19 protein-coding genes are annotated in these 23706 nt (G+C 75.0%); 14 read left to right on the top strand and 5 right to left on the bottom strand.

What is annotated here, in order from left to right:
• The first annotated feature begins 97 nt into the window (after nt 1-97).
• Entirely contained in the window at nt 98-2338 is a 2241-nt protein-coding gene (locus BJ983_RS16920) for a YncE family protein (RefSeq protein WP_179794861.1), read from the top strand.
• 88 nt (nt 2339-2426) lie between these two features.
• Nucleotides 2427-5240, top strand: a complete 2814-nt coding sequence (locus BJ983_RS16915; protein ID WP_343054225.1) for an FAD-binding and (Fe-S)-binding domain-containing protein — start codon at nt 2427-2429, stop codon at nt 5238-5240.
• Here the strand turns inward: BJ983_RS16915 and BJ983_RS16910 are convergent.
• Nucleotides 5213-5983: a glutaminyl-peptide cyclotransferase gene (locus BJ983_RS16910; RefSeq protein ID WP_179794859.1), complete on the bottom strand. Its 771-nt coding sequence runs from the start codon at nt 5981-5983 to the stop codon at nt 5213-5215. The two genes, BJ983_RS16915 and BJ983_RS16910, sit on opposite strands and share 28 nt — an antisense overlap.
• A 53-nt stretch (nt 5984-6036) precedes the next feature.
• On the opposite strand from BJ983_RS16910, the gene BJ983_RS16905 reads away from it, so the two are divergent.
• The 7 genes from BJ983_RS16905 to BJ983_RS16875 all read left to right on the top strand — a co-directional run bounded on the left by BJ983_RS16905 (nt 6037) and on the right by BJ983_RS16875 (nt 14939).
• Nucleotides 6037-6810 (top strand): DUF3027 domain-containing protein, encoded by a 774-nt coding sequence (locus BJ983_RS16905; RefSeq protein WP_179794858.1) that lies wholly within the window; start codon nt 6037-6039, stop codon nt 6808-6810.
• 12 nt (nt 6811-6822) lie between these two features.
• Nucleotides 6823-9690, top strand: coding sequence for a sacsin N-terminal ATP-binding-like domain-containing protein (locus BJ983_RS16900; protein WP_179794857.1), 2868 nt, complete (start codon nt 6823-6825; stop codon nt 9688-9690).
• Between the two features lie 41 nt (nt 9691-9731).
• On the top strand, nt 9732-10421 hold the full coding sequence (locus BJ983_RS16895; protein ID WP_179794856.1) for a winged helix-turn-helix domain-containing protein: 690 nt from the start codon (nt 9732-9734) through the stop codon (nt 10419-10421).
• Entirely contained in the window at nt 10418-11692 is a 1275-nt protein-coding gene (locus BJ983_RS16890) for an ATP-binding protein (RefSeq protein WP_179794855.1), read from the top strand. The genes BJ983_RS16895 and BJ983_RS16890 overlap by 4 nt, the downstream gene beginning before the upstream one ends.
• Nucleotides 11693-11808: 116 nt before the next feature.
• Complete coding sequence (locus BJ983_RS16885; RefSeq protein WP_179794854.1) at nt 11809-12264, top strand: hypothetical protein; 456 nt, start codon at nt 11809-11811, stop codon at nt 12262-12264.
• 78 nt (nt 12265-12342) lie between these two features.
• The gene (locus tag BJ983_RS16880) at nt 12343-13668 is read left to right on the top strand and encodes a DUF1800 family protein (protein ID WP_179794853.1); all 1326 of its coding nucleotides are present in this window, start codon (nt 12343-12345) and stop codon (nt 13666-13668) included.
• Entirely contained in the window at nt 13665-14939 is a 1275-nt protein-coding gene (locus BJ983_RS16875; RefSeq protein WP_179794852.1) for a DUF1501 domain-containing protein, read from the top strand. The genes BJ983_RS16880 and BJ983_RS16875 overlap by 4 nt, the downstream gene beginning before the upstream one ends.
• A gap of 7 nt (nt 14940-14946) precedes the next feature.
• On the opposite strand, the gene BJ983_RS16870 is transcribed toward BJ983_RS16875, so the two are convergent.
• Complete coding sequence (locus tag BJ983_RS16870; protein WP_179794851.1) at nt 14947-15189, bottom strand: DUF2530 domain-containing protein; 243 nt, start codon at nt 15187-15189, stop codon at nt 14947-14949.
• Between the two features lie 44 nt (nt 15190-15233).
• Between BJ983_RS16870 and BJ983_RS16865 the strand changes: the two genes are divergently transcribed.
• Together BJ983_RS16865 and sfnG are read left to right on the top strand one after the other, a co-directional pair.
• On the top strand, nt 15234-16670 hold the full coding sequence (locus BJ983_RS16865) for a solute carrier family 23 protein (protein ID WP_179794850.1): 1437 nt from the start codon (nt 15234-15236) through the stop codon (nt 16668-16670).
• 207 nt (nt 16671-16877) lie between these two features.
• A complete protein-coding gene (gene sfnG, locus BJ983_RS16860; RefSeq protein ID WP_179794849.1) occupies nt 16878-17999 on the top strand; it encodes a dimethylsulfone monooxygenase SfnG in 1122 nt (373 codons plus the stop codon).
• Between the two features lie 28 nt (nt 18000-18027).
• On the opposite strand, the gene BJ983_RS16855 is transcribed toward sfnG, so the two are convergent.
• Together BJ983_RS16855 and BJ983_RS16850 are read right to left on the bottom strand one after the other, a co-directional pair.
• Complete coding sequence (locus tag BJ983_RS16855; protein ID WP_179794848.1) at nt 18028-18516, bottom strand: hypothetical protein; 489 nt, start codon at nt 18514-18516, stop codon at nt 18028-18030.
• Nucleotides 18513-19931, bottom strand: coding sequence for a molybdopterin-dependent oxidoreductase (locus tag BJ983_RS16850; RefSeq protein WP_246325609.1), 1419 nt, complete (start codon nt 19929-19931; stop codon nt 18513-18515). The genes BJ983_RS16855 and BJ983_RS16850 overlap by 4 nt, the downstream gene beginning before the upstream one ends.
• 44 nt (nt 19932-19975) lie before the next feature.
• Here BJ983_RS16850 and BJ983_RS32365 point away from each other — a divergent pair, with 44 nt between their 5' ends.
• From BJ983_RS32365 to BJ983_RS16835, 3 genes are all read left to right on the top strand, one after another.
• Nucleotides 19976-20578: an LmrA/YxaF family transcription factor gene (locus tag BJ983_RS32365; protein WP_179794847.1), complete on the top strand. Its 603-nt coding sequence runs from the start codon at nt 19976-19978 to the stop codon at nt 20576-20578.
• Nucleotides 20579-20679: 101 nt separating this feature from the next.
• Nucleotides 20680-20895, top strand: coding sequence for a dodecin (locus BJ983_RS16840; protein WP_179794846.1), 216 nt, complete (start codon nt 20680-20682; stop codon nt 20893-20895).
• Between the two features lie 47 nt (nt 20896-20942).
• Nucleotides 20943-22193, top strand: a complete 1251-nt coding sequence (locus tag BJ983_RS16835) for an MFS transporter (protein ID WP_179794845.1) — start codon at nt 20943-20945, stop codon at nt 22191-22193.
• Nucleotides 22194-22200: 7 nt separating this feature from the next.
• Here BJ983_RS16835 and BJ983_RS16830 read toward each other — a convergent pair whose 3' ends face one another.
• Nucleotides 22201-23685 (bottom strand): glutamate-cysteine ligase family protein, encoded by a 1485-nt coding sequence (locus BJ983_RS16830; protein WP_179794844.1) that lies wholly within the window; start codon nt 23683-23685, stop codon nt 22201-22203.
• Nucleotides 23686-23706: the final 21 nt, after the last annotated feature.

Genomic DNA, 23706 nt, shown 5'->3' with positions numbered 1-23706 from the left:
GTGCGACGGGGTGGTCGGGGGACCGGGTCCTGTCGCGGGGGTCTCACGAGGGGTAACGGTCGTGGCGGGTCGTCATCGCAAGGGTTCTCGACGTCGGATGGCGGTGGCATCGGTCGGCGTGCCGGCCGCGCTCGCCCTGGCGCTGGGCTTCGCCCCGTCGCCGCCGGAGGTGAGCGTTCCGGTGGCCCTGTCCTCGGCGCTGCCGTCGTCGGGGACGGTCGGACCGCAGGTCGTCCGGTCGGGTGGGTCCTCGGCCCCGGCCGTGGGGTCGACGCACGGGGTGGCGGTGGACCCGTCGTCGGGCACCGTGTTCCAGGCCGACCCGGTCGCCTCGGTGGTGCGGGTGTTCGTCCCGGACGGCCGCGGCGGGCTGCGCCAGGCCGCCGCCGTCGGTGTCGGGGCGACGCCGGTGGCCGTGGTCTGGGACGCGGTGTCGAAGCGGGTCCTCACGGCGGACAAGGGCTCGGGCACCGTCTCGGCGATCGTGCCCACCGGGTCCGGTGGATGGACCTCGGGCGGATCAGTACCGGTCGGGTTCGCCCCGACGGTGGTCGCGGTGGACCGCACCGGAGCGGTGCACGCCGCGGCGAAGGACCAGGGCACCGGACCGGTGGCGACGCTGACGCGCACCGGCTCGCCCAGGTCGCCCGAGAAGCAGGCCCCGAAGGGGTGGGCCCCGACGTCGTGGTCGGGCTACACGGTGACCCGCGGCGACGGCTTCGTGAAGTACTCCTCGACGACCGGGAACACCGAGTTCTGCTTCGGCACCTGCACCGACGTCGCCGTCGGCGAGCCCGGGGTGAACGGCGGGCAGGGCGGCACCGCGTACTGCGTCGGGACCTGCACCAACGTCGCCACGGGCGCGAACGGCGGCGCCGGGCAGAACGGCGGTCGTGGCGGCACGGCCTACTGCCTCGGGGTGTGCACCAACGTCGCGAGCGGCGGCCGGGGCGGGGACGCCACGGGGACGAATGCGACCGGCGGCAACGGCGGCGCCGGCGGCACCGCGGTCTGCCACGGCCACTGCCAGGACCTGGCCACCGGCGGTCGGGGCGGGAACGCCACCGCGACCGGCGCGGACGGGACGGCCGGCACGGCCGCGGACCCGGACGGGACGGCCGGGGAGAGCGCGACCGCGACGGGCGGCCGCGGCGGTGACGGCGGGCTCGTGCTCACCGGCCGGGGCCTCGGGCGCGGCGCGGGCGGACAGGGCGGCGACGCCACCGCGACCGGTGGCACCGGCGGCGCGGGCTTCACCGACCCGACGGGGACCTACGACCCCGCGACGAACACCGTGGTCGCCACCGGCGGCGACGGCGGAGCCGGCGGGAACGCCACGGCCACCCGTGGCCGGGGCGGCTCGGGGGCCGGAGCGCCGCGGGACGGGAACGCGTCGGCGAACCCGGGGGCCGGGGGTGCCGGGGGAGGCGCCACCGCGCAGGGCGCCGACGGGACGAACGGGGCGGCCGGCACCACGGGGGCGCCGGCCTCCGGGCGCGACGTGACCGGGGGGACCGGCAGTCTCGGGGCCGCGGGCGGCGCCGGTCAGGACGCCCGGGCCACCGGCGGCGCGGGCGGTGCCGGGGGCACGGGCACGGTCGACGGGGCGGCGGCGCCCTCCGGCGCCACGGGGACCGGTGGCGCGGCGAGCGCCACCGGCGGCAATGGAGGAACCGGCGGTGCCGGGGGCGACGGCGGTACCGCCACGTCCGGTCCTCTCATCGACGGCGGGAGCGGGGCCGCGGGCGGGGCCGGTGGCCAGGGCGGGTCGGCGACCGCGGCGGCCGGCGCCGGCGCGCCTGCGACCGCCACGGCCGGACGGGGTGGCGCCGGCGGTGCCGGGGGCGACGGCGGAGCCACCACCGGGGTCGTCGACGACCCGAACGACACCACCTCCACCAGCAGTGCCGGCGGGCCCGGTGGCAACGGTGGTCGGGGCGGCAGCGGTGGCAGCGCCACGGCCACCGGCGGCGCGGGGACCTCGACCGGCGGCGGCGCGGGCGGGGACGGCGGGAACGGCGGGTTCGGCGGGGGATCGACCAGTCCCTACCCGGTCTCCCGCGGCGGCAACGCCGGGGACGGCGGGGACGGCGGCGAGGGCGGTACCCGCACCACCACCACCGGCGGCGGCACCACCACCGAGACGGGGTCGACCGGGCGGGGCGGCGACGGCGGCGACGGCGGCGACTCGGGCGCGATCACGACCACCGAGGACGACGGCATCTCCTCGGGCGGCGCCGGCGGCGACGGGGGCAGCCCCGGGGGCGAGGGCGGGGCGGGCGGCACGCGCGGCGACGGCCCCCGCGGGAGCAACGGCGTCGACGGCCGCGACGGCTGATTCCTGGTCGGGAGCGAACGGCCCGCTCGACGCATCCATGTGCGCGAGCGGGCCGTTCGCTCGTCCCGGGCGTGCGATCGTGGAGGACGTGACGGCCACCACCACGCTCATCGAGTCCCTGCGGCAGGTGGTCGGGGAGGTCAGGCACCGCCCGATCGACCTCGCGGCGCACGCGAACGACGCGTCCCACTACCTGCTGCAGCCGCAGGCCGTGGTGGTACCGGACAGCACGGCGGAGATCGCGGCGCTGCTGCAGCTCGGGGTCCGGGACCGGCTGCACCTCACGTTCCGCTCGGGCGGCACGTCGTTGTCCGGCCAGGGCGTCTCCGACGGCGTCCTCGTGGACACGCGCCGGTTCTTCCGTGGCTTCGAGGTGCTGGACGACGGGCGCGCGGTGCGGCTGCAGCCGGGCCTCATCGTCAACGAGGTGAACGCCCGGCTCGCGCCGTACGGCCGCAAGATCGGGCCGGACCCGGCGTCGAGCGCCGCCTGCACCATCGGCGGCGTCGTCGCGAACAACTCGTCGGGCATGAGCTGCGGCACCGAGTTCAACACGTACTCGACGCTGCGCTCGCTGACGTTCGTGTTGGCCTCCGGCACCGTCATCGACACCGGGCGACCGGACGCCGACGACGAGCTGCGCCACCGCGAGCCGGAGCTGTACGAGGGGCTCGACCGGCTCCGGCGCCGGGTGACGGGGAACGCGCACTCCGTCGAGCGCCTGCGCCACCTGTTCTCGATGAAGAACACGATGGGCTACGGCCTGAACAGCTTCCTCGACTTCACCCGGCCGATCGACGTCCTCGCCCACCTGCTCGTCGGCTCCGAGGGGACCCTCGGCTTCGTCGCGGACGTGGTGCTCGAGACGCTGCCGGTCCTCCCGCACGCGGCGACCTCGATGCTCGTCTTCGCGAACACGAGCGACGCCACCGACGCGCTGCCGGCCCTGCTCGACGCCGGGGCGAAGACGCTCGAGCTGCTCGACGCCCGCGCGCTCGTCGTCGCGCAGTCCGACCCGCGGGCGCCGTCGACGGTGAAGGACCTTGCCGTCGACGGGCATGCCGGCCTCCTCGTCGAGTTCCAGACCGCCACCGCCGAGGAACTCGACGGGGTCCAGGCCGACGCCGAACCGGTCCTCGCGCAGCTGCCGCTCACCCGCGACGCGGGCCTCACCCGCGAGCCGACCGCCCGCGCCTCGCTGTGGGCGCTGCGCAAGGGGCTCTACACCGCGGTGGCCGCCGCGCGCCCGAGCGGGACGACGGCGTTGCTCGAGGACATCTCGGTGCCCGTCCGCACGCTGCCCTCGACCTGTGACGGGCTGACGGAGCTGTTCGACCGGCACGGCTACGAGGGCTCGGTGATCTTCGGGCACGCGAAGGACGGCAACGTCCACTTCCTGGTCAACGAGCGCTTCGACGACCCTCGCGAGCTCGAGCGCTACCGCGTCTTCACCGACGAGATGGTCGACCTCGTCCTCGCCCAGGACGGGACGCTCAAGGCCGAGCACGGCACCGGCCGGATCATGACGCCGTTCGTCCGCCGCCAGTACGGCGACGAGCTCTACGGCGTGATGCAGGAGGTCAAGCGCCTCGCCGACCCGACCGGCCTGCTCAACCCGGGCATCATCCTGTCCGACCGCGCCGACGCCCACCTCACCGATCTCAAGACGGTCCCGACGGTGGACCCCGAGGTCGACGCGTGTGTCGAGTGCGGCTACTGCGAGCCGGTCTGCCCGTCGCGGCGGGTGACCACGACGCCGCGCCAGCGGATCGTGCTGCGCCGGGCCGCGGCGAAGGACCCGGCGCTGGCCGCGGAGATCGAGCGCGACTACGCCTACGAGGCCGTCGACACCTGCGCCGCCGACGGCATGTGCGCCACCGCGTGCCCGGTGCGGATCAACACCGGCGACCTCATGAAGCGGCTGCGCTCCGAGCGGCACTCCGACCGGGCGCAGCAGGCGGGCAGGGTCGTCGCCGAGCACTGGCAGGGCGTCTCCGGCACCGCCCGGGTCGCCCTGAAGCTCGCGGCGACGGTGCCCGGGCTGACGGCCGCCGCGTCGGCGGCCGCCCGGAAGGTGCTGCCCACCGACCTCGTCCCGCTGTACTCGCGCGAGGTCCCGCCCGGCGGCGACACGCGGCCCGACCCGACCTACCCGGCGAACCCCGACGTCGTCTTCTTCCCGACCTGCCTGCACCAGGTCTTCGCCCCGGAGTCCGGCGACGGGTCCGCGCACGCGTTCCTGCGCCTCGCGGAGCGGGTGGGCCTCGTCGTCGCCGTCCCCGAGGGCATCGGGCAGATGTGCTGCGGGGTGCCGTGGGAGTCCAAGGGCTTCACCGACGGCAGCCGGGCGATGGCGGCCGGCGTCGTCGACGGGCTGTGGGGCTCGACCCAGCAGGGACGGTTGCCGGTCGTCGTCGACGCCTCCTCGTGCACCCACGGCCTGGAGGGCCTGGCGAAGCTCCTTCCCGACGACGGGCGTGTCCCGGCGCTGCGATTCGTCGACGCCGTCAGCTTCACCGCGCAGGAGATCCTGCCCAAGCTCGCCGTCGGGACGAGGGCCTCGTCGCTGACGCTGCACCCCACCTGCTCGACCACCCACCTCGGTATCGGCGACGACCTGCGCCTGCTCGCCGAGGCGGTGGCCGACGAGGTGGTGGTGCCGAAGGCCTGGGGCTGCTGCGGCTACGCGGGCGACCGCGGGATGCTGCACCCCGAGCTCACCGAGGCCGCCACCGCGGAGCAGGCCGCCGAGGTCCGCGCCCACCCGACGGAGCTCTACGCGAGCTGCAACCGCACCTGCGAGATGGGCATCTCACGGGCGACCGGGCAGACCTACCGGCACGTCCTCGAGCTGCTCGACGAGGTGGCCGTGCCCTACGCGGGCGTGAACACGACCCGGTAGGTCACCGGCCAGCGCTTGCCGGTCAGCAGGAACTGGTCGGTGCCGGGGATCGCCGCGATCCCGTTGAGCACGGCGTCGGGGTCGCTGCGGGTCTGCGCGGGTCGCAGCGCGGACGCGTCCACCACCGCCGTCACCCGTCCCGACGACGGGTCGACGCCGACGATCCGGTCGGTCTGCCACACGTTCGCCCAGATCGTGTCCCCGACGCACTCCAGCTCGTTCAGCTGCGACACCCCGGTGTCCACCGTGCGCCGCGGGGCGAAGGTCAGCGGGTCGCGGAAGACCAGGGTCGACGAGCCGTCCGAGGTGACCAGGTCGGTCGCCGTGTGGCAGATGCCCCAGCCCTCCCGGTCGAGCGGGACGGTCGCCACGACGGCGAGCGTGGCCGGGTCGCGCCGGTAGGCCACCCCGTCCTTCCACGTGAGCTGCCAGATCCCGGTCGGCGTCACGGTGATGCCCTCGCCGAACTGGTCGGCGGACACGTCGACGGCCCGGCGGACGGCGCCCGTCGTCGGGTCGGTCTCCCGGAGCTGCGACTGCCCCTCGAGCCCGGTCCCCTCCCACAGGCTGTTCCCGGCGATCTCGAAGCCCTGGGTGAAGGCCGCCGGGTCGTGCGGCATCGTCCCGAGCACCTGCACCGTCATCCGGGTGACGGACGGGTCGGCGGGGGCCGGGGTCGAGGAGCAGCCGGTCGCGACGAGCGAGACGACCGGGACGAGGACCAACGCGAGGAGCCACCGCACGCGGGCAGACTCCCACGCCGGGCCGCCGGTCGGAGTCAGGCACAATCGGACGGGTGCAGGACCTCGTAGACAGCACTGTGCCCACCGCCGTGCTCGCCGCCGCCGTCGATCTCGCGCGCACCGCGGCGGTGGACGCCGCCGAGGGCGAGTCCGAGCAGGTCGGCGAGCACCTCGAGGTCGTCCGCGAGGACGACACGGCCGCCACCCACTACTTCGCCGCCGCCAAGCCCGGCTACCGCGGCTGGACGTGGGCGGTCACCGTGATGGGCGTCGACGAGGTCACCCTCGGCGAGGTCGCCCTGCTGCCCGGCGCCGAGGCGGTCGTGGCGCCGGAGTGGGTGCCGTGGAACGAGCGGGTGCGCGCCGAGGACCTCGCCCCGGGCGACCTGCTCCCGGTCGACGAGGACGACGAGCGCCTCGTCCCGGCCCACGCGGCACTGGACGACGACGAGCCCGGTGCCGAGGAGATCCGCGCGGTCGCCGACGAGCTCGGCTTCGGGCGCCCCCGCGTGATGAGCCCGGCGGGTCGCTTCGACGCCGCCGAGCGCTGGACCGGCGGCGACTTCGGCCCCGCTGCGGAGATGGCCCGCGCGGCCTCCGCGCACTGCGGGACCTGCGGCTTCTACCTCACGCTCGGCGGGTCGCTGCGCGGCGCGTTCGGCGTCTGCGGCAACGGCAACGTCCCGGCCGACGGGCACGTGGTGCACGCCGAGTACGGCTGCGGCGGGCACTCCGAGATGCAGGTCGACACCGGCTCGGTCGTCATGGTCGCCGAGCTCGTCTACGACGACGGGGTCGAGATGGACCCCGTGCCCGTGAACGACTGACGTCGGTCGACGGTGTCGGGGGACCCGTTCGGCACGGAGACGCTGCGGCGCGCGGTCCTCGACACCTGGACCGCCTCGGCCGCCCGCCTCCGTGAGGATGCGAACGCCGAGGAGGACCTCGTCCGCGGTGGCTACCGCGGGCGCTGGTTCACCGAACTGGCGCAGAACGCGGCCGACGCCGGCGCGGCGGCCGGAGTACCGGCACGCCTGCGGGTCGTGCTGCACGACGGCGAGCTGCGGGTCGCCAACACCGGAGCCCCGCTCGACGCCGGCGGGGTCGCCGCGCTCGCCTCGCTGCGCGCGTCGGCGAAGCGGGACGCCGCCACCGTCGGCCGCTTCGGCGTGGGGTTCAGCGCCGTCCTCGACCTGACCGACGCCCCGCGGGTGCTCACCGCGGACGGCGTCGGGGTGGCGTTCGACCGGGCCCGCACCCTCGACGCCGTCACGGCGACCGGCGGACCCGCCGCGGACGAGGCCCGGCGTCGGGGGCCCGACGGCGTCCCGGTGCTGCGCCTGCCGTGGCCGGTCGAGGAGGACCCCGCTCCGGGATACGCCACCGAGGTGCGGCTCCCGCTGCGCGACCCCCGGGTCGACGTGCTGGCCCAGGCCCGCGAGCAGGCCCCCGACCTGCTGCTCGCCCTGCCGTGGCTCGCCGCGGTGGAGGTGGCGGGGGAGACCGTCGAGCGGGCCGACGAGGGCGACGGCCGCGTGCGGATCGCCGACCGGACGTGGACCGTGCTGCCGATCGGTGGGGAGCTGCCAACGGAGGTCCTCCACGACGACGACGGGCGCGCCGCCCTCGCCGTCGAGGACCGTGCCCGCACCGCGTGGGAGGGCCGCTGGGCGTTCCCGGGCGCGGTGCCCGACATCCTCCACGCGCCCACCGCCACCGCGGAGCCGACCACGCTCCCCGCCCGCCTCGTCGTCACCGTCCCGCTCGACGCCGACCGGCGCCGGGTGCGCCGCGGCCGGGTCACCGACCACGTCCTGGGCGCGGCGGCCGCCCGCTACCCCGACCTGGCCCGCCGGGTCGCCCCCGAGCTCCGCACCGCGCTCGTGCCGGCTCCCGGCCTGCCCGCCTCCGAGGTGGACGCCGCGCTCCGCGAGGGCGTGCTCGCCGCCCTGCGCCGGGCCGCCTGGCTGCCCGGCGCGACCGGACCCGACGTCGTGCCCACCCGCGCGCTCGCCCTCACCGAGCCGACCCCGGATCTCCTCGCGGCGCTCGCCGACGCGCTCGACGGCCTGGTCACCCCGGCGTGGACCGCGCGGTTGGGCGACCTCGGCGTCGTCCGGCTCGACCCCGCCGCGCTCGTCGACGGCCTGGCCGGGCTGCGCCGCCCGCCGTCGTGGTGGCACGCCGTCTACTCAGGCCTCGCCGGGCTCGAGGGCCTCGACCGCACCGAGCTGGCCGCGCTGCCGGTCCCGCTGCTCGACGGCCGGCTCGTGCTCGGGGCGCGCGGGTGCCTCCTGCCCGGGAAGGACGTCGCGGAGCTCGAGCCGGGGGGCCTGGACCTGCGCCTCGTCCACCCCGACGCCGTGCACCCCCTGCTCGAGGTGCTCGGCGCCCGCCGCGCCGACGGCCCGGCGCTGCTCGACGAGCCGGAGCTGCGGGAGGCGGTCGAACGGTCCGTCGACGACGCCGACGCCGGGCTCGACGTCGACCCGCTGGCCCGGCTGGTCCTCGCGTTCCTGACGCCGGGTGCGGTCGGGTTCGGGGCGCTCGCGCTGCCCGATCACGACGGCGGACACCGGCGCGCGGACGAGCTCGTCCTGCCCGACGGCGCGCTGCGCGCGGTGCTCGGCGACGACCCGCCGCTCGGGGTCCTGGCCGACCGCGCACTCGGCGCGCACCGCCGGGACGCGCTGCTCGCCGCCGGGGTGCTCGACGGGTTCGCGGTGCTCCGGGACGAGGCGCCGGTCGGGCCCGACCACGAGCTCGACGACGAGGAGACGTGGTGGGCCGAGGAGGTCGACCCCGAGCCCGGGCGGGGCGGCCCCGAGCCGGAGCCGCCGTCCCCGCCCAGCAGCATGGTCGCGGTCCGCGATCTCGACCTGGTCGTCGACTGGGCCGCCGCGTGGCCGCTGCTGGCCGCTGACCGGGAGGTCCGCGCCGCGCTCGTCCGGCTCCCCGGGGAGCCCGTGCCCTACACCGCGTGGTGGCTCGCCCGGCACGGCCGGATCGCCGGGCGCCGCCCGGTGGCCTGGCGGCTGCCCGGGCCGCTGGGGGAGCGGATCGCGGCGCTGTACGACCCGGCGCCCGTCGAGCTCGACGCCGGGTTCCTGACGGCGATCGGGGTGCGGACCGACCTGTGGGTCGCCGGACCCGCCGAGGCCGACGACCTGCTCGCCCGGCTCGCCGACCCCGCCCGCACCGTGCCGGCCGGGGTGGCCCTGGCCGCCCACGACGCGCTCGGCGCGGCCCTGGAGGCCCGGCGGCTGGACGTCGCCGACGTCGACCCGCCGGACCGGGTGCGCACGGTCGGGGGCGGGGTGGTGACGGCGGACCCGGACCGCGACCCGGTGCCGGTCGTCCTGGACCGGCCGTGGCTGCTGCCCGCGTTCGACCCGAGCTGTGTGGTGCCCGTCGGGGCCCGGTTCGCGGTCGCGCTCGCCGAGCTCCTGGACCTCCCGCTCGCCTCGGAGACCGTCCACGGCGAGGTCCGCTCGCCCGGCCGTGCCACCCCCTGGTCCGGGCTCGCGGGCGCCGCGGTGTGGGCGGCCGCCGCGGGCCGGGAGCTGCCGGAGGGCGAGGTCGTCGTGCACGAGCGGCTCCGCGTCGCCGTCACGATCGGCGGCGCCACCCGCGAGATCTTCCCGGACGTCTGGGTGGTCGACGGGACGGTGCACACCGACGACCCGGTGCGGGCGCTGCTCGCGTGATCCACAGCGGTCCCACAGGCGGTCGCGCCAGAATCACCGGCGTGGAGCGCGCCGCGCGGGTCCTCGTCGTCGAGGACTCCGAACCCATCCTGGCCTCGGTGACGGCGGCGCTGACCGGCGTGGGGCACGAGGTGCTCGCCCGCGCCGACGGCGGCCGGCTCGAGAGCGACCTCGGGGAGTTCGTCCCCGACGTCGTCGTGCTCGACGTCATGCTGCCCGGCCGCGACGGCTACGCCCTGCTGCCCGCGGTCCGGGCGACGAGCGCCGCGGTCATCCTGCTGACCGCCCGCAGCGGCGTGGCCGAGCGGGTCCGCGGCCTGCGCGCGGGCGCCGACGACTACCTCGTCAAGCCGTTCGCGCTCGCCGAGCTCCTCGCGCGGGTCGAGGCGCTGCTGCGCCGCAGCGGCGGGGTCGGGGACGCGGCGACCGTCGCCGACCTCGTCGTCGACCCCGACGCCGGACTCGTGACCCGCGGGGGCGCGGAGGTCCCGGTGACGGCGACCGAGCTCCGCCTGCTGCACGACCTCGTCGCCCACCGGGGACGCGTGCGGTCGAAGTCGCAGCTGCTCGGCGCGGTGTGGGGATGGGAGGAGTACGACCTCAACGTCGTCGAGGTCCACGTCAGCGCCCTGCGCCGCAAGCTCGGCGAGCCCCGCCTGATCCACACGGTGCGGGGGCAGGGGTACGTGGTGCGCGACGACGGGGCCCGGGACGACGGGGCCGGGGGGTGAGACCCGGGTCGCTGCGCCGCCGCGTCACGCTCACCTCGGTGGCCGTGGTCGCGGCCGTCGTCGTGGTCGTCGCCGTGGTCTCCGACGTCCTGTTCGCGGCGCAGTCCCGCTCCGAGGCGCAGACCACGCTCAACGGGCGGGCCCTGCAGGCCCAGCAGCTCGCCTCCCAGGGCCTGTCGCCGGAGCAGATCGTGCGCCGTTCGGAGGTGGGCGGCGGCGTGGCCGTGGTGGTCCGCAGCGCGACCGGCCAGGTGCTCGCCGGGCGCGAGCTCCCGGGCGGGACCCGCCGGGCGGTCACCCGCCGGCTGCCGGACGGCTCCTCGGTCACCCTCGCCGCGGACCCCTCGCTCGAGGGCGCCGCGGAGGGCCGGCTGCGCCGGATCCTGCTGGTCGTCGGGGGCGCCGCGATCCTTTTCGCGGGGGCTGCCCTGCTCCTGACGACGAGGCTCGCGCTCGCCCCGCTCGACGCCATGACCTCCCTCGCCCGCTCCATCGCGGGCGGGCGCCGCGGTCGGCGGCTCGACCCCGTGCGGCGGGACACCGAGCTCGGCCGGGCCGCCGCCGCGTTCGACGAGATGCTCGACGCGCTCGAGGGCGCGGAGGCGCAGGCCCGCGCCTCCGAGGCCAGCACCCGCCGCTTCGTCGCGGACGCCGCCCACGAGCTGCGGACGCCCCTCGCGGGGATCGCGGCGACCGCCGAGGCGGGCACGGCGCCCGATCTCGACCCCGAGGCCCGGGAACGGCTCGCCGTCCTGATGATGCGCGACGCCCGGCGGGCCGGCCGCATCGTCGACGACCTGCTCACCCTCGCCCGCTACGACGCCGGGCTGACCCCGGAGCGCGAGGAGGTCGACCTCGTGGAGCTGGTGCGCGCCGAGACCGACCGCGACGCCGTCCGCCACCCCGACGACCCCGTGGTGCTGGACGCGACCGGCCCGCTCCCCGTCGCGGTCGACGTCGAGCTGATCGGGCAGGCCCTGTCCAACCTGCTGGTGAACGCCCGGCGGTACGGCCGTTCCCCGGTCCGCGTCACGGTCCGGCCCGGCCGGGTCGAGGTGCGCGACGAGGGCCCTGGCGTCCCCGCCGCGGAGCGCGAGCGGGTGTTCGAGCGGATGGTCCGCCTCGACGAGGCCCGCGGCGGGGGCAGCTCCGGTGCCGGGCTCGGGCTCGCGATCGCCCGGGAGGCGGCCCGCGCGCACGGCGGGGACCTCGTGTGCGCCGCGCCCGGGGACGACGGCCCCGGAGCGCGGTTCGTCCTGACGCTGCCCTGAACGTCTCCTGAAGCGCACGCGTGGTGTCCCGAGGTTCTCAGTCCTCGCACAGCCACCGGACCGACCGTCGTGGGTGTCCGGCGGACCGCCGGACACCGACTCCACCGGAGGTTCCCGTGCACCGTCTCACCAGGCCCGTCGTCATCGGCGTCAGTGCCCTCGCCCTCTGCGGCGTCGGCGCCGGAGTGGCCCTCGCCGACCCGTCGGCGAGCTCGGCGCCCACCGCCGTCGTCGCGGCCGGGCACCACGGCAAGCACCCCGGCGAGCACGGCGAGGTCGTCGGGAAGGGCAAGGCGCACCGCACCGTCGACTACCAGCGGGGCACCGTGACCGCAGTGAACGGCACGACCTTCACGGTGCGCAGCAAGGACGGCTTCACGGCCACCTACACGTTCGCGCCGACGGCGAAGGTGCACAAGGGCAAGCAGGTGGCGACGCCGGCCCAGGTGCAGACCGGTGACCGCGTGTTCGTGGCGGCGGCGAAGGAGCCCAGCGGGTTGCAGGCGCTCCGGGTCCGTGATCGCGGCCCGGCCCCGGCGGCGCCGGCCGCGCCGGCCCCCGCCCCGAACTGAACCCCGCTTCCTGAAGACCGGCTGAGCCGGCGCCCCGATGCCTGGGGCCGCCGGCCCGGCCGGAGGAGGGTGCTCGTCGTGACCGCTGTCGCCGATGCCGTCGCCACCCGTCGGCTGCTGGACCGCTTCGGGTTCGGGCCCCGTCCCGGTGAGCTGGACGCCGCCGTCGGCCGTGGTTTCGCCGCGACCCTCGACACCCTGCTCGCCCCGCCGGCCGACCCCGGCGCCCCGGCTCCCGACCTGCCCCTCATCACCGACCGCGGGACCCCGGGCAGCCCGGAACGGAAGGCCGCCCAGCAGCAGCGCAGCACGGGCCAGGACACGCTCACGCGGTGGTGGCTGGACCGGATGTGGTCCACCGGCGCCCCGCTCGTCGAGCGGCTCACGTGGTTCTGGCACGGCCACTTCGCGACCAGCGCGCAGAAGGTGAACCAGCCCGCCTCCCTGCTGACCCAGAACGAGACCCTGCGCGGCCTCGGGCTCGGGGACTTCCACGCGCTGGCGCGGGCGATGGTGGTCGACCCGGCGATGCTGGTGTGGCTCGACGGCCGGACCAACCGCGTGGGGGCCCCGAACGAGAACCTCGCGCGGGAGTTCATGGAGCTCTTCGCGCTCGGCGTCGGGCACTACACCGAGACCGACGTCCGCGAGGCCGCCCGGGCGCTCACCGGGTGGACGGTCGACGCCGACGCCGGGACCGCCCGGCTCGTGCCCCGCCGGCAGGACACCGGGCCGAAGACGATCCTCGGGCGGACCGCCGCGTTCGACGCCCCCGCCTTCGTGGACCTCGTCGTCGCCCGGCCCGAGTCGGCGGCGTTCGTCGCCGGCCGGATGTGGTCGCGGCTCGTCTCCACCACCCCGCCGTCGCCGGCCGTGCTCGGCGCCCTGACCGACGCCTACGGACCGGGTCGCGACCTGCGCGCGCTGTTGCGGGCGATCGCGACCTCGGCGCCCTTCCACGACAGCACGACCACGCTCGTCAAACAGCCCGTGGAGTGGGCCGTGGGCCTCATGCGGGCCGTCGGCGCACAGCCGAGCACCGTGACCACCACCGTGCGGAAGGGTCGCGGCGCGCAGGGCGACCCCGTGCACCAGCACCTGGAGGCCCTCGGCCAGGTCCCGTTCCGCCCGCCGAGCGTCGGCGGGTGGCCGGCCGGGACGGCCTGGCTGACGCCGTCCGCGCAGCTCGACCGGATGGCGCTGGCCCGGGCCGTCGTCACCCACGCCACCCTCCCGCCCGGACCGTCCGGGGCCAACGCCCGGATCGACTGGGCGCGCCGGACCCTCGGGGTGGACGCCTTCGGCCCGCGCAGCACCGACGCCCTGCGGGACGTCGCGGGCGGCGACCCGCGCGCCGTCCTCGTCGTCGCCGCCCTCACCCCGGAGTACGTGATCAGCGCATGAGCAACCGCCTCCCCGAGGTCACCCGACGCCGGTTCCTGACCTGGTCCGGCGTCGCCGCCGCCGCGGTCGGCCTCACCGCCGGGGCGACGCAGGTGCCGTGGTCGTCGCTGCTCGACGGGGCGACCCACACCCCCCTGCAGCCCGGGCAGGGCGTCCTCGTCGTCGTGACGCTCTACGGCGGCAACGACGGCCTGAACACGGTCGTCCCCGCCTCCGACGACACCTACCAGGCGCAACGCCACGAACTCGCCTACTCACCGGCCGAGGTGCTCGACGTCGGGCAGGGCCTCGGGCTCAATCCCGGCCTCGCGGGCACCAAGGGGCTGTTCGACGACGGGCGCGTCGCGATCGTGCGGGGGGTCGGCTACCCGGAGCCCGACCACAGCCACTTCCGCTCGATGGCGATCTGGCAGACGGCGTCCCCCGCCAGCCCGACGGGTGCCGGCTGGCTGGGGCGCTGGCTCGACGGGACGGGGGAGGACCCGCTGCGGGCGGTGTCGATGGACTCGGTGCTGCCTCCGCTGCTGACCGGGGCGTCCACCGCGGCCTCGACGTTGCCCGCCACCGGGTCCACGCTGCCCACGGGGGCCCAGGGCGCGGCGTTCCGCGCCCTCGCCGGGGTCGACCCGTCCGACGACCTGCTGCGCGCCCGGGTCGCCCGGTCCGGGCGCGACCTGGCCCAGGTGGAGCAGGTGCTCGGCCCCACGCTCGCCGCCTCCCGCGATCGGGGGGCGTCCGGCAACGACGCCGGGGCCGCCGCGGGCAGCCCGGCCGGCGGCGGGAAGCACTCCCAGCTCGCCGACCAGCTCCAGACGATCGCCGCCCTCGTCGAGGCGCGCGTCCCCACGCGCGTCTGGTCGGTCTCGCTCGGGGGCTTCGACACCCACGCCGACGAGCGCGACACGCAGCAGCGTCTCCTGGCCGAACTCGACGCGGCGCTGACACCGTTCGTGGCGCGGCTCGGCACCACCGACGCGGGGCGGCAGGTCGTGACGATGGTCTACTCCGAGTTCGGCCGCCGGGTGCTCGCCAACGCCAGCCAGGGGACCGACCACGGCACGGCGAACCCGGTGTTCCTGCTCGGAGCCCCCGTCGTCGGGGGCCTGTACGGCGAGCAGCCGAGCCTGACCGACCTCGACGCCGGGGACCTGCGGGCCTCGACCGACTTCCGCGACGTCTACGCGACGGTGCTGTCGGGGGTGCTGGGGGCCGACCCCGGGTCGGTGCTCGGCCCCGGTCGGACGCCGCTGTCCGGGGTGCTCGCGACCTGACCGGCCCTCAGAGCTTCTGGGCGCCCTTCGACCCGCGCGCGTTCGCCCGGCGCTGCAGCGCGAGCACCGAGAGCCCGACACCGCCGAGGCCCACCCCGACGACGCACGCCCAGATCCACGGCCCCGGGCCGCCGACGACGAGGAGCACGACCAGCGCGACCAGCCACACCACCGCACCGACGAGCACCGGCCGGACCGGGTCGGTGAGACGCCGGGGGAGCGCGGGCGGCTGCCAGTCGGGTTCGACCACACACGCACCCTACGGCGGGGACGGAGGGGCGCTAGGGTGCCGCCGTGCTGGAGCGACTGTTCCACCTGAGCGAGCGCCGATCCACCGTCGGGGCGGAGGTCCGCGGCGGCCTCGTCACCTTCGTGACAATGGCCTACATCGTGGTCCTCAACCCGCTGATCCTCGGCAGTCTCGACCCGTCCGCGCCGAGCGCCAAGCGTGACGTCCTCGGGGCGACGCTGTCGGTCCCGCAGGTCGCCGCGGTGACGGCCCTGGTCGCGGGGGTCATGACGATCCTGTTCGGGCTCATCGCGAACTTCCCGTTCGCGCTGGCGACCGGCCTCGGGATCAACACCCTGGTGGCGGTGACGATCGCGCCGCAGATGACGTGGCCGGAGGCGATGGGCCTCGTCGTCGTCGAGGGCGTCATCATCGTGATCCTCGGGCTCACGGGGTTCCGCACGGCGGTCTTCGCCGCGATCCCGGACGCGCTGAAGATCGCCATCGCCGCGGGCATCGGCGCCTTCATCGCGCTGATCGGCCTGGTCGACGCCGGGTTCGTGCGCCGCCTGCCCGACGCCGCCAACACCACCGTCCCGGTCGGGCTCGGCATCGAGGGCTCTATCGCGAGCTGGCCGACGGCCGTGTTCTGCGTCGGCCTTCTCCTGACCTCGGTGCTGGTCGCCCGCGGCACGAAGGCCGGCATCCTCATCGGGGTCGTCGCCACGACGGTGCTCGCGATCGTGGTCGAGGCGATCGCGCAGGTCGGCCCGTCCAACGGCACCAACCCGAAGGGCTGGAACCTGGGCTACCCGGGCCTCCCGTCCTCGGTGGTCGGGATCCCCGACCTCTCGCTGGTCGGCGACGTGTCCCTCGGCGCGTTCACCCGGCTCCCGATCATCGCGGTGACGCTGCTGGTCTTCACCCTCGTCCTGGCGAACTTCTTCGACGCCATGGGCACGATGACCGGGCTCGGCCGGCAGGCGGGCCTGCTCGACGAGAAGGGGCAGCTGCCGAACATCGGGCGGGCCCTCGTCGTCGAGGGAGCGGGCGCGGTCGCCGGCGGCGCCGCGTCGTCGAGCTCCAACACCGTCTTCGTCGAGTCCGCCTCCGGGATCGCCAGCGGCGCCCGCACCGGGCTCGCGAACGTCGTCACCGGCGTCCTCTTCCTCGCCGCCATGTTCTTCACCCCGCTCTACGAGGTGGTGCCCGTCGAGGCGGCCGCGCCGGCCCTCGTCGTCGTGGGCGCCCTGATGATGGGCGGGGTCCGCGACATCGAGTGGGGCGAGTTCCGGGTCGCGCTCCCGGTGTTCCTCACCATCGTGGTCATGCCCTTCACGTACTCCATCGCGAACGGCATCGGCGTCGGGTTCATCAGCTGGGTGGTGCTGCACGCGGCGACGGGCCGGGCCCGCACGCTGCACCCGCTGATGTGGGTCGTCGCGGTGGCCTTCGTGGCCTACTTCGCGGTCGGCCCGATCAGCGCCGCACTGGGCGGCTGAGGTGTGAGTCGGTCGGTCACCGGTTGACAGTGCGACGATCGGCCGCAACGGTTGTGTCCGATGGGTAACGCGGGAGTGCCACTGACGCGGCGGCGCCACGTCGACTTCGGCCTCCTCGCGACCCAGGCGTGTCGTTCCTGACCGCCTGCGCGCTCCGTCCCTCCCGCCCGTTCGTCGGGCGCCCCCCCCTGCCTCGAGGAGGCCCCCGTGTCCGTCGGCACCCCGACCGATCCCCTCAAGTTCGCCTACTGGGTCCCCAACGTCTCCGGTGGCCTGGTCACCAGCACCATCGAGCAGCGCACCGACTGGAACTGGGACTACAACCGCGAGACCGCGATCGCGGCCGAGAACAACGGCTTCGAGTACGCGCTCTCCCAGGTCCGGTACATGGCGAGCTACTCCGCCGAGTACCAGCACGAGTCGACCTCGCTCTCGCTCGCGATCATGATGGCCACCGAGCGGCTGAAGGTCATGGCCGCGGTGCATCCCGGCATGTGGCACCCCGGCGTGTTCGCCAACTTCGGCGCCACTGCCGACCACCTCACGAACGGCCGCTTCGCCACCAACGTCGTCTCCGGCTGGTTCAAGGGCGAGTTCACCGCCTTCGGCGAGCCGTGGCTCGAGCACGACGAGCGCTACCGGCGCACCGAGGAGTTCATCTCCTGCCTCAAGGGCATCTGGGAGCAGGACAACTTCGAGTTCCGGGGCGACTTCTACCGCTTCCACGACTACTCGCTGAAGCCGAAGCCCCTGAACACCCCCGAGCGGCCGCACCCGGAGATCTTCCAGGGCGGCAACTCCACCGCCGCGCAGAAGATGGCCGGCCGGGTGTCCGACTGGTACTTCTCCAACGGCAAGGACTTCGACGGCGTCACCGCGCAGCTCGACGTCATCAACGCCGAGGCGGCCGCGCACGACCGCTCGGTCAAGTTCGGCCTCAACGGCTTCATGATCGTCCGGGACAGCGAGTCCGAGGCCCGCGACACCCTGCGCGAGATCGTCGACAAGGCGAACGTCGAGCAGGTGCACGGCTTCCGCGACGCCGTCCAGCAGGCCGGCAAGTCCGCCGCGGACGGCAAGGGCATGTGGGCGGAGTCCTCCTTCGAGGACCTCGTCCAGTACAACGACGGGTTCAAGACCCAGCTGATCGGCACCGCCGAGCAGGTCGCCGACCGGGTGATCGAGTACAAGAAGCTCGGCGTCGACCTCAACCTGCTGTGCTTCCTGCACGTCAAGGAGGAGATCGAGCAGTTCGGCCAGAAGGTCCTGCCGATCATCCGCGAGAAGGAGGCCGAGCTGGCCGAGCGCCCGCTCGCCGCCCAGGCGTAGGTGCTGCGCGCGTGAGCAGAAGAGGTCGTCATACCGACCGTTTCTGCTCACGTGCGGCGAAGCCGCACCTCGCCGCGTAGATCACCGCACTGCCGAGGAACAGCACGGCGGTGATCAGCAGCCAGTTCTGGAAGATGCCCTCCATGCCCAGCCCGGCGGTGAAGCGGAACGCGTCCTCGCCGTGCCGGGTGATGGTCGGCAGGTAGATCAGGCCGAGGACGGCCGAGCCGAGCACGGGCGCCCGCACGTGGTTGACCGCGGGAACCAGCACCGGCCGCTCCCGGCCGTAGCGTCGCCGTGCCCAGCGGGCGAACACCAGCGGCTGGTCGGCCAGCGCGTAGAGCGGGTAGAGCACGAGGTCGTGTCCGATCACCGCGCCGACGAACCAGATCAGCAGCGCCACCCAGCTCGGGTCCTCCCACAGGAGCGACACCACGTACGCCGACAGCGCCAGGCAGCCGAGCACGGCGAGCAGGTGCAGCGGGTTCGCGCCGTACAGGCGCCGCCAGAGGGTCATGCCTGCCTCCGGAAGTCGATGGATGCGACCCACTTGGTGTTGTGCACGCCCGGCAGCGCCGGGACGATCACGCGCGCCGGGTAGCCGTGGTCGGGCGAGAGGTCCGCCATGGGTCCGCCGTCGTCGTCCCCGACCCGCAGGGCCAGCAGCGAGTCCTCGTCGAGCACCTGGTTCGACTGCAGCGTCGCCCGCGCGAAGGCGCCGGACGTCTCGACGGACTGGACGAAGGCGTTGTCCGGGTCCGGCACGCCCGCGAGGGCGGCGAGATCCCGGAGCCGGACCCCGGACCAGGTGCGCGTGGTCGACCAGCCCTCCACGCACGCGATCGGCAGGACCGCGGTGTGCTGCGGCATCGCGGCGAGGTCGGCGCGGGACAGCGACACCTCGCTCGACCCTCCGGTCAGGCGCAGCCGCCACCCGTCCCCGAGCGCCACGGGGTCGATCCCCGACCCGGAGAGCGTCCGGTTGATCTGGAAGTCGTTGGGCCCGTCGCCGTAGGACTGACCACGCGGCGAGAGCAGGGCGAGCGGGCGCAGCGCGTCCCACGTCTGCCCGATCGAGAACACCCCGACCAGCACGCTGCCCCCGCCGACCAGGCCGAGCAGGCCGCGGCGGGAGAGGGTCGGCCGGTTCGGGTCCAGCGGCGCCAGCCCGTGGGCGTCCATCGGCTCGGGCTCGGTCTCCGCCGGCGAGTCGTGCAGCCAGCGCGCGAAGGCGCCCGTCCCGTGCGGGCCCGACCGCAGCGCCCGGACCATCGTCGGGAGCTTGATGACCACGTGCGAGACGAAGCCCGCGATGAAGACCCAGGCGCCGTAGTAGTGGGCGGTGTAGAAGCCGAAGCCCCAGGAGTAGTCGTACTGGGAGTTCATCAGGCCGGTGACGAACTCGAAGAGGATGCCGCCGACCAGGGCGAGCAGCGAGATGCGCTCGAGCAGCTGCGCGACGCTCGTCACCGGGGGCCAGGCGAAGAGCTTCGGCACCACCGACCACAGCTTGGCCAGCACGATCGGCGTGAGCACCATCCCGCCGACCACGTGCAGGCCCTGGGTGAGCCGGTAGAACCACGACGGGTTGGTGGGCCAGTCGAAGAACGGCAGGTGCAGGCCGCCCACGTCACCGGGGATCGCCTGGCCGAACTGCGGCCCGTAGGCGATGTAGGACATCAGCCCGGTGAGGATGACGATCGGCAGCCCGACGAGGAGCAGCGCGCCGAACACCGACGTCAGCCACGTGCCGCGTAGGGGGCTGCGCCAGGTCCGCGGGTGGAACGGTGGGGGTACCGGGATGCGGGCGGCCGCCCGGAACAGCGGCGCGGGGAAGCCGTACTCCGGCTCCACCGCCGTGCGGACCCCACCGGGCCGGCCCGGGGTGGGCTCGTCCGCGACGCCCTGCTCGGTCGCGTCCTCCGTCGTCATGCGCGCACCCTACCCAGAATTGAACCGATCGGTACACTCAACCGGTGGACGTCGTCGAGACGGGGCCGGAACGGCCACTCACGGCCAGGGGTCGGCGTACGCGCGACGCGATCGTCGATGCGGCGGCCGGGCTGATGTACGCCCGGGGGATCGCCGCGACCGGGATCGCGGACGTGCTCGCCGCCAGCGGCACCGGGAAGTCGCAGCTCTACCACTACTTCGCGGACAAGTCCGACCTCGTCCTCGCGGTGATCGACCGCCAGCTCGAGCGGGTCCTCGAGGCGCAGCCGGAGCTGGCCGGGGAGGACCTGCAGGCCTGGGCGGCCTCGGTGTGGGAGTTCCACCGTGCGGAGGGGGAGCCTCTGGCGTGTCCGCTCGGGGTGCTGTCGGGGCAGGTCGAGACGGACGAGCGGTGGCGCGCCCGGCAGGCGGCGTCCTTCACCGCGTGGCAGGACCGGATCGCCGCGCTCCTCGCCCGGGGGCAGCGGGCCGGACGGGTCGACCCGACCCGGGACGCGGACGAGCTGGCCGTCGGGGTGCTCGCCGCCCTGCAGGGCGGCCTGATGCTGGCCCGTCTCCACCGGGACCTCCACGTCCTGGAACTCGCGCTCGCCGCGGCGGTCGACCACGTACGGGTGCGCGCCTGAGTCGTCGCGCACGTGGGTGTCCGGGCGAGAACGGGTACGGGTTCACCAGGCGGGCGCGGAACCTCGCGACCGCATCGGATTCCCCCCGACGAAGGAGCCCCGTGGCGGACAACATCTACTCCAAGACCGAGATCGTCGGCACCTCGGAGATCGGCGTCGACGACGCGATCAAGGGTGCTCTCAAGCGTGCGTCGCAGACGCTGCGCGAGATCGGCTGGTTCGAGGTCTCCGAGATCCGCGGCCACGTCGAGAACGGCGAGGTCCAGCACTTCCAGGTGACCATCAAGGTCGGCTTCGCCCTCGAGGACACCAAGTAGCCCGTCTCACCGGCTGGGGGCGAAGTCGTTAGGTAGGCTCAAGAGTCGTGACGGCGGAGACGGCGACGACGACGATGTTCGCGTCGCTGCGGATCCGCAACTACCGGCTCTTCGCCTCCGGCCAGGTGGTCTCGCTCGTCGGGACCTGGATGCAGCGGGTCGCCCAGGACTGGCTGGTCCTCAACCTCTCCGGCGGCAGCCCGGTCGCGCTCGGGGTGGCCGCGGCGCTGCAGTTCGGCCCCACCCTGCTGCTCTCGCTCGCCGGCGGCGCCCTGGCCGACCGGTACGACAAGCGCCGCGTGCTCATGGGCCTGCAGGTCGGCATGGGCCTCTGCGCCCTCGTGCTCGGCGTCCTCGACGTCACCGGCACCGCCACGCTCGGCCTCGTGTACCTGCTGTGCTTCCTCAACGGCTGCTTCTCGGCCGTCGACGCCCCGGTGCGCCAGTCCTTCGCCGGGGAGATGGTCGGGCCGGGGTCGCTGCAGAACGCCGTCGCGCTCAACTCGATGACCTTCAACACCGCCCGCATCGTCGGGCCGGCGGTGGCCGGCCTGATGATCGCCGCGGTCGGCACCGGCTGGGTGTTCCTGGTCAACTTCGCGACCTTCGCCGCGGTGCTCACCGGCCTGGCCCTCATGCGGCCCGGCGACATGTTCGCCTACGAGCGCGTCGCCCGTGCGAAGGGCGCGATCCGCGACGGGCTGCGCGAGGTCCGCGGACGGCCCGACCTCGTCCTGCTGCTCACCGTGGTCTTCTTCGTCTCCACGTTCGGCATCAACTTCTTCATGACGCTCGCGATCACCGCGCGGCTCGTGTTCGACCGCGGCGCCGAGTCCTACGGCCTGCTGACCTCGGCGCTCGCCGTCGGGTGCCTGCTCGGCACCTTCGTGGCCGCCCGCCGGGCGGGGCGCCCGCGCCTGCGCACCGTGCTCCTGGCCGGCCTGTTCTTCGGCGTCGCGGAGCTCTTCACCGGCGTCATGCCCACCTACGCCCTCACGGCCCTGCTGCTCGTGCCCACCGGCCTCGGCCAGCTCGTCTTCACGACGGCGGCCAACTCGGCCGTGCAGCTCGGCGTCTCGGAGTCGATGCGTGGGCGGGTGATGGGCCTCTACGTCCTGGTCCTGCTCGGCGGCACGCCCCTCGGCGGACCCGTCCTCGGCTGGATGGCCGACGCCTGGGGCGGCCGCGCCCCGTTGGTCATCGGCGGCGTCCTCACGGTCGCCACCGTCGTCGTCGCGGCGGGGGTCGTGACATGGCAGGCGCGCCGGGCCCGCGCCGCCGCGGCGGCCCCGGCCTGACCGGTCGCTACGTCACCGGCCAGGCGTGCACCGGGATGTTCTCGGCCATGTTCGTCACGTAGCGCTCGAGCATCCGCTCCATCGCCGTCGGGCGCGAGCAGCCGTCCTTCTCCAGCGCGTGCACCATCGAGCTCTGCCACGAGGCACCCGTGCACCCCGTGCGGCAGCGCGCCTCGATGACGGCGAGGTAGCGGTCGGCGACGGCGGGCTCGACGTCCCAGGCCTCGAGGCCCGCCCGGGCGAGCGGCAGCAGCGTGTCGAGCACGAGCCGGTCGACGGCCACCTTCCCGCGCCCCGGCCAGTACAGCTCCGCGTCCAGGCCGTACTGGGCCCCGGCCACGAAGTTCTCGTGCGCCGCCGCGAAGGTCATCGACGTCCACGGCGGGTGCTCGCTCGCCACGAGCCCGCGGACGAGGCCGTAGAAGAACAGGGCGTTCGCGACGGCGTCGATGGCCGTGGGGCCCGCAGGCAGCACCCGGTTCTCCAGGCGCAGGTGGGCCACCCCGTCGGCGACGTCGTAGACCGGGCGGTTCCACCGCCAGACCGTGCCGGAGTGCAGCCGCAGCTCGTGCAGCTGTGGCGCCTGCCCGTCGTCGAGGACCGCGAGCGGGTCCTCGTCGTCGACCAGGGGCAGCAGGGCGGGGAAGTAGCGGACGTTCTCCTCGAACAGGTCGGTGACCGACGAGGCCCAGCGGTCCCCGAACCACACGCGGGGCCGGACGCCCTGGTTGCGCAGCTCGACCGGGCGGACGTCGACCGACTGCTCGAACAGCGGCACCCGGGTCTCCGCCCAGAGCCGGTGCCCCAGCAGGAACGGCGAGTTCGCGGCCAGGGCCACCTGCACGCCGGCGATGGCCTGCGCGGCGTTCCAGTGCGCCGGGAACGTCTCCGGGGTGAGCTGGAGGTGGAGCTGCAGCGACGTGCACGCCGCCTCGGGGGCGATCGAGTCGACGTCGAGGACGAGGTGCTCGGGGTCGGCGCTGCCGGGCGCGGCGATGTCGAGGTGGAAGGGCTCCCCGCGGGCGCCGACCATCTGCCGGTTGAGCAGGTCGTAGCGCGGGTCGTCGGTGAGCTGGTCGGAGTCGAGGTGCTCCGCCCGCAGGGTCGGCAGGATGCCGATCGTCACCGGGGTGGCCCCGACGACGGCCGCGGAGCGCCGCGCACACCCGATGGAGGCGACGACGTCGTCCTCGAGCTCGCACGCCGAGTTCCCGGGCAGCGTCCGGGGCGGCAGGTTGATCTCGAGGTTCCAGCGGCCCAGCTCGGTGGTCAGCAGGTCGGAGGCCGACCGGTCGAGCACCGCGTGGTTGAGCATCGCAGGACGCATGTCCTCGTCGACCAGCGCGAGCTCGAGCTCGACGCCGGTGCGCAGCTCGTCGGCCGCGAAGCGGTCCTCGGTCACCATCCGACGGAGGGCGTCGAGGCAGCGGTGGACCTTGCTGCGGTACTCGTCGCGGTCGGACAGGGCGGTACGTGAGACGACCCGTCCCATCAGGAGGGGTTCCCGCCTCCC

The organism is Actinomycetospora corticicola (assembly GCF_013409505.1).
In the GTDB taxonomy this organism is placed as follows: Bacteria; Actinomycetota; Actinomycetes; order Mycobacteriales; family Pseudonocardiaceae; genus Actinomycetospora; species Actinomycetospora corticicola.
The sequence above is the reverse complement of the archived record's forward strand: the minus strand, read 5'-3'. Positions and strand labels throughout refer to the sequence as shown.

Coding starts and splice junctions, on each gene's coding strand:
- BJ983_RS16850 (WP_246325609.1), bottom strand. CDS start 19,931: ATGACGACGGAGGACGCGACCGAGCAGGGCGTCGCGGACGAGCCCACC.
- BJ983_RS16875 (WP_179794852.1), top strand. CDS start 13,665: ATGAGCAACCGCCTCCCCGAGGTCACCCGACGCCGGTTCCTGACCTGG.
- BJ983_RS16920 (WP_179794861.1), top strand. CDS start 98: ATGGCGGTGGCATCGGTCGGCGTGCCGGCCGCGCTCGCCCTGGCGCTG.
- BJ983_RS16855 (WP_179794848.1), bottom strand. CDS start 18,516: ATGACCCTCTGGCGGCGCCTGTACGGCGCGAACCCGCTGCACCTGCTC.
- BJ983_RS16830 (WP_179794844.1), bottom strand. CDS start 23,685: ATGGGACGGGTCGTCTCACGTACCGCCCTGTCCGACCGCGACGAGTAC.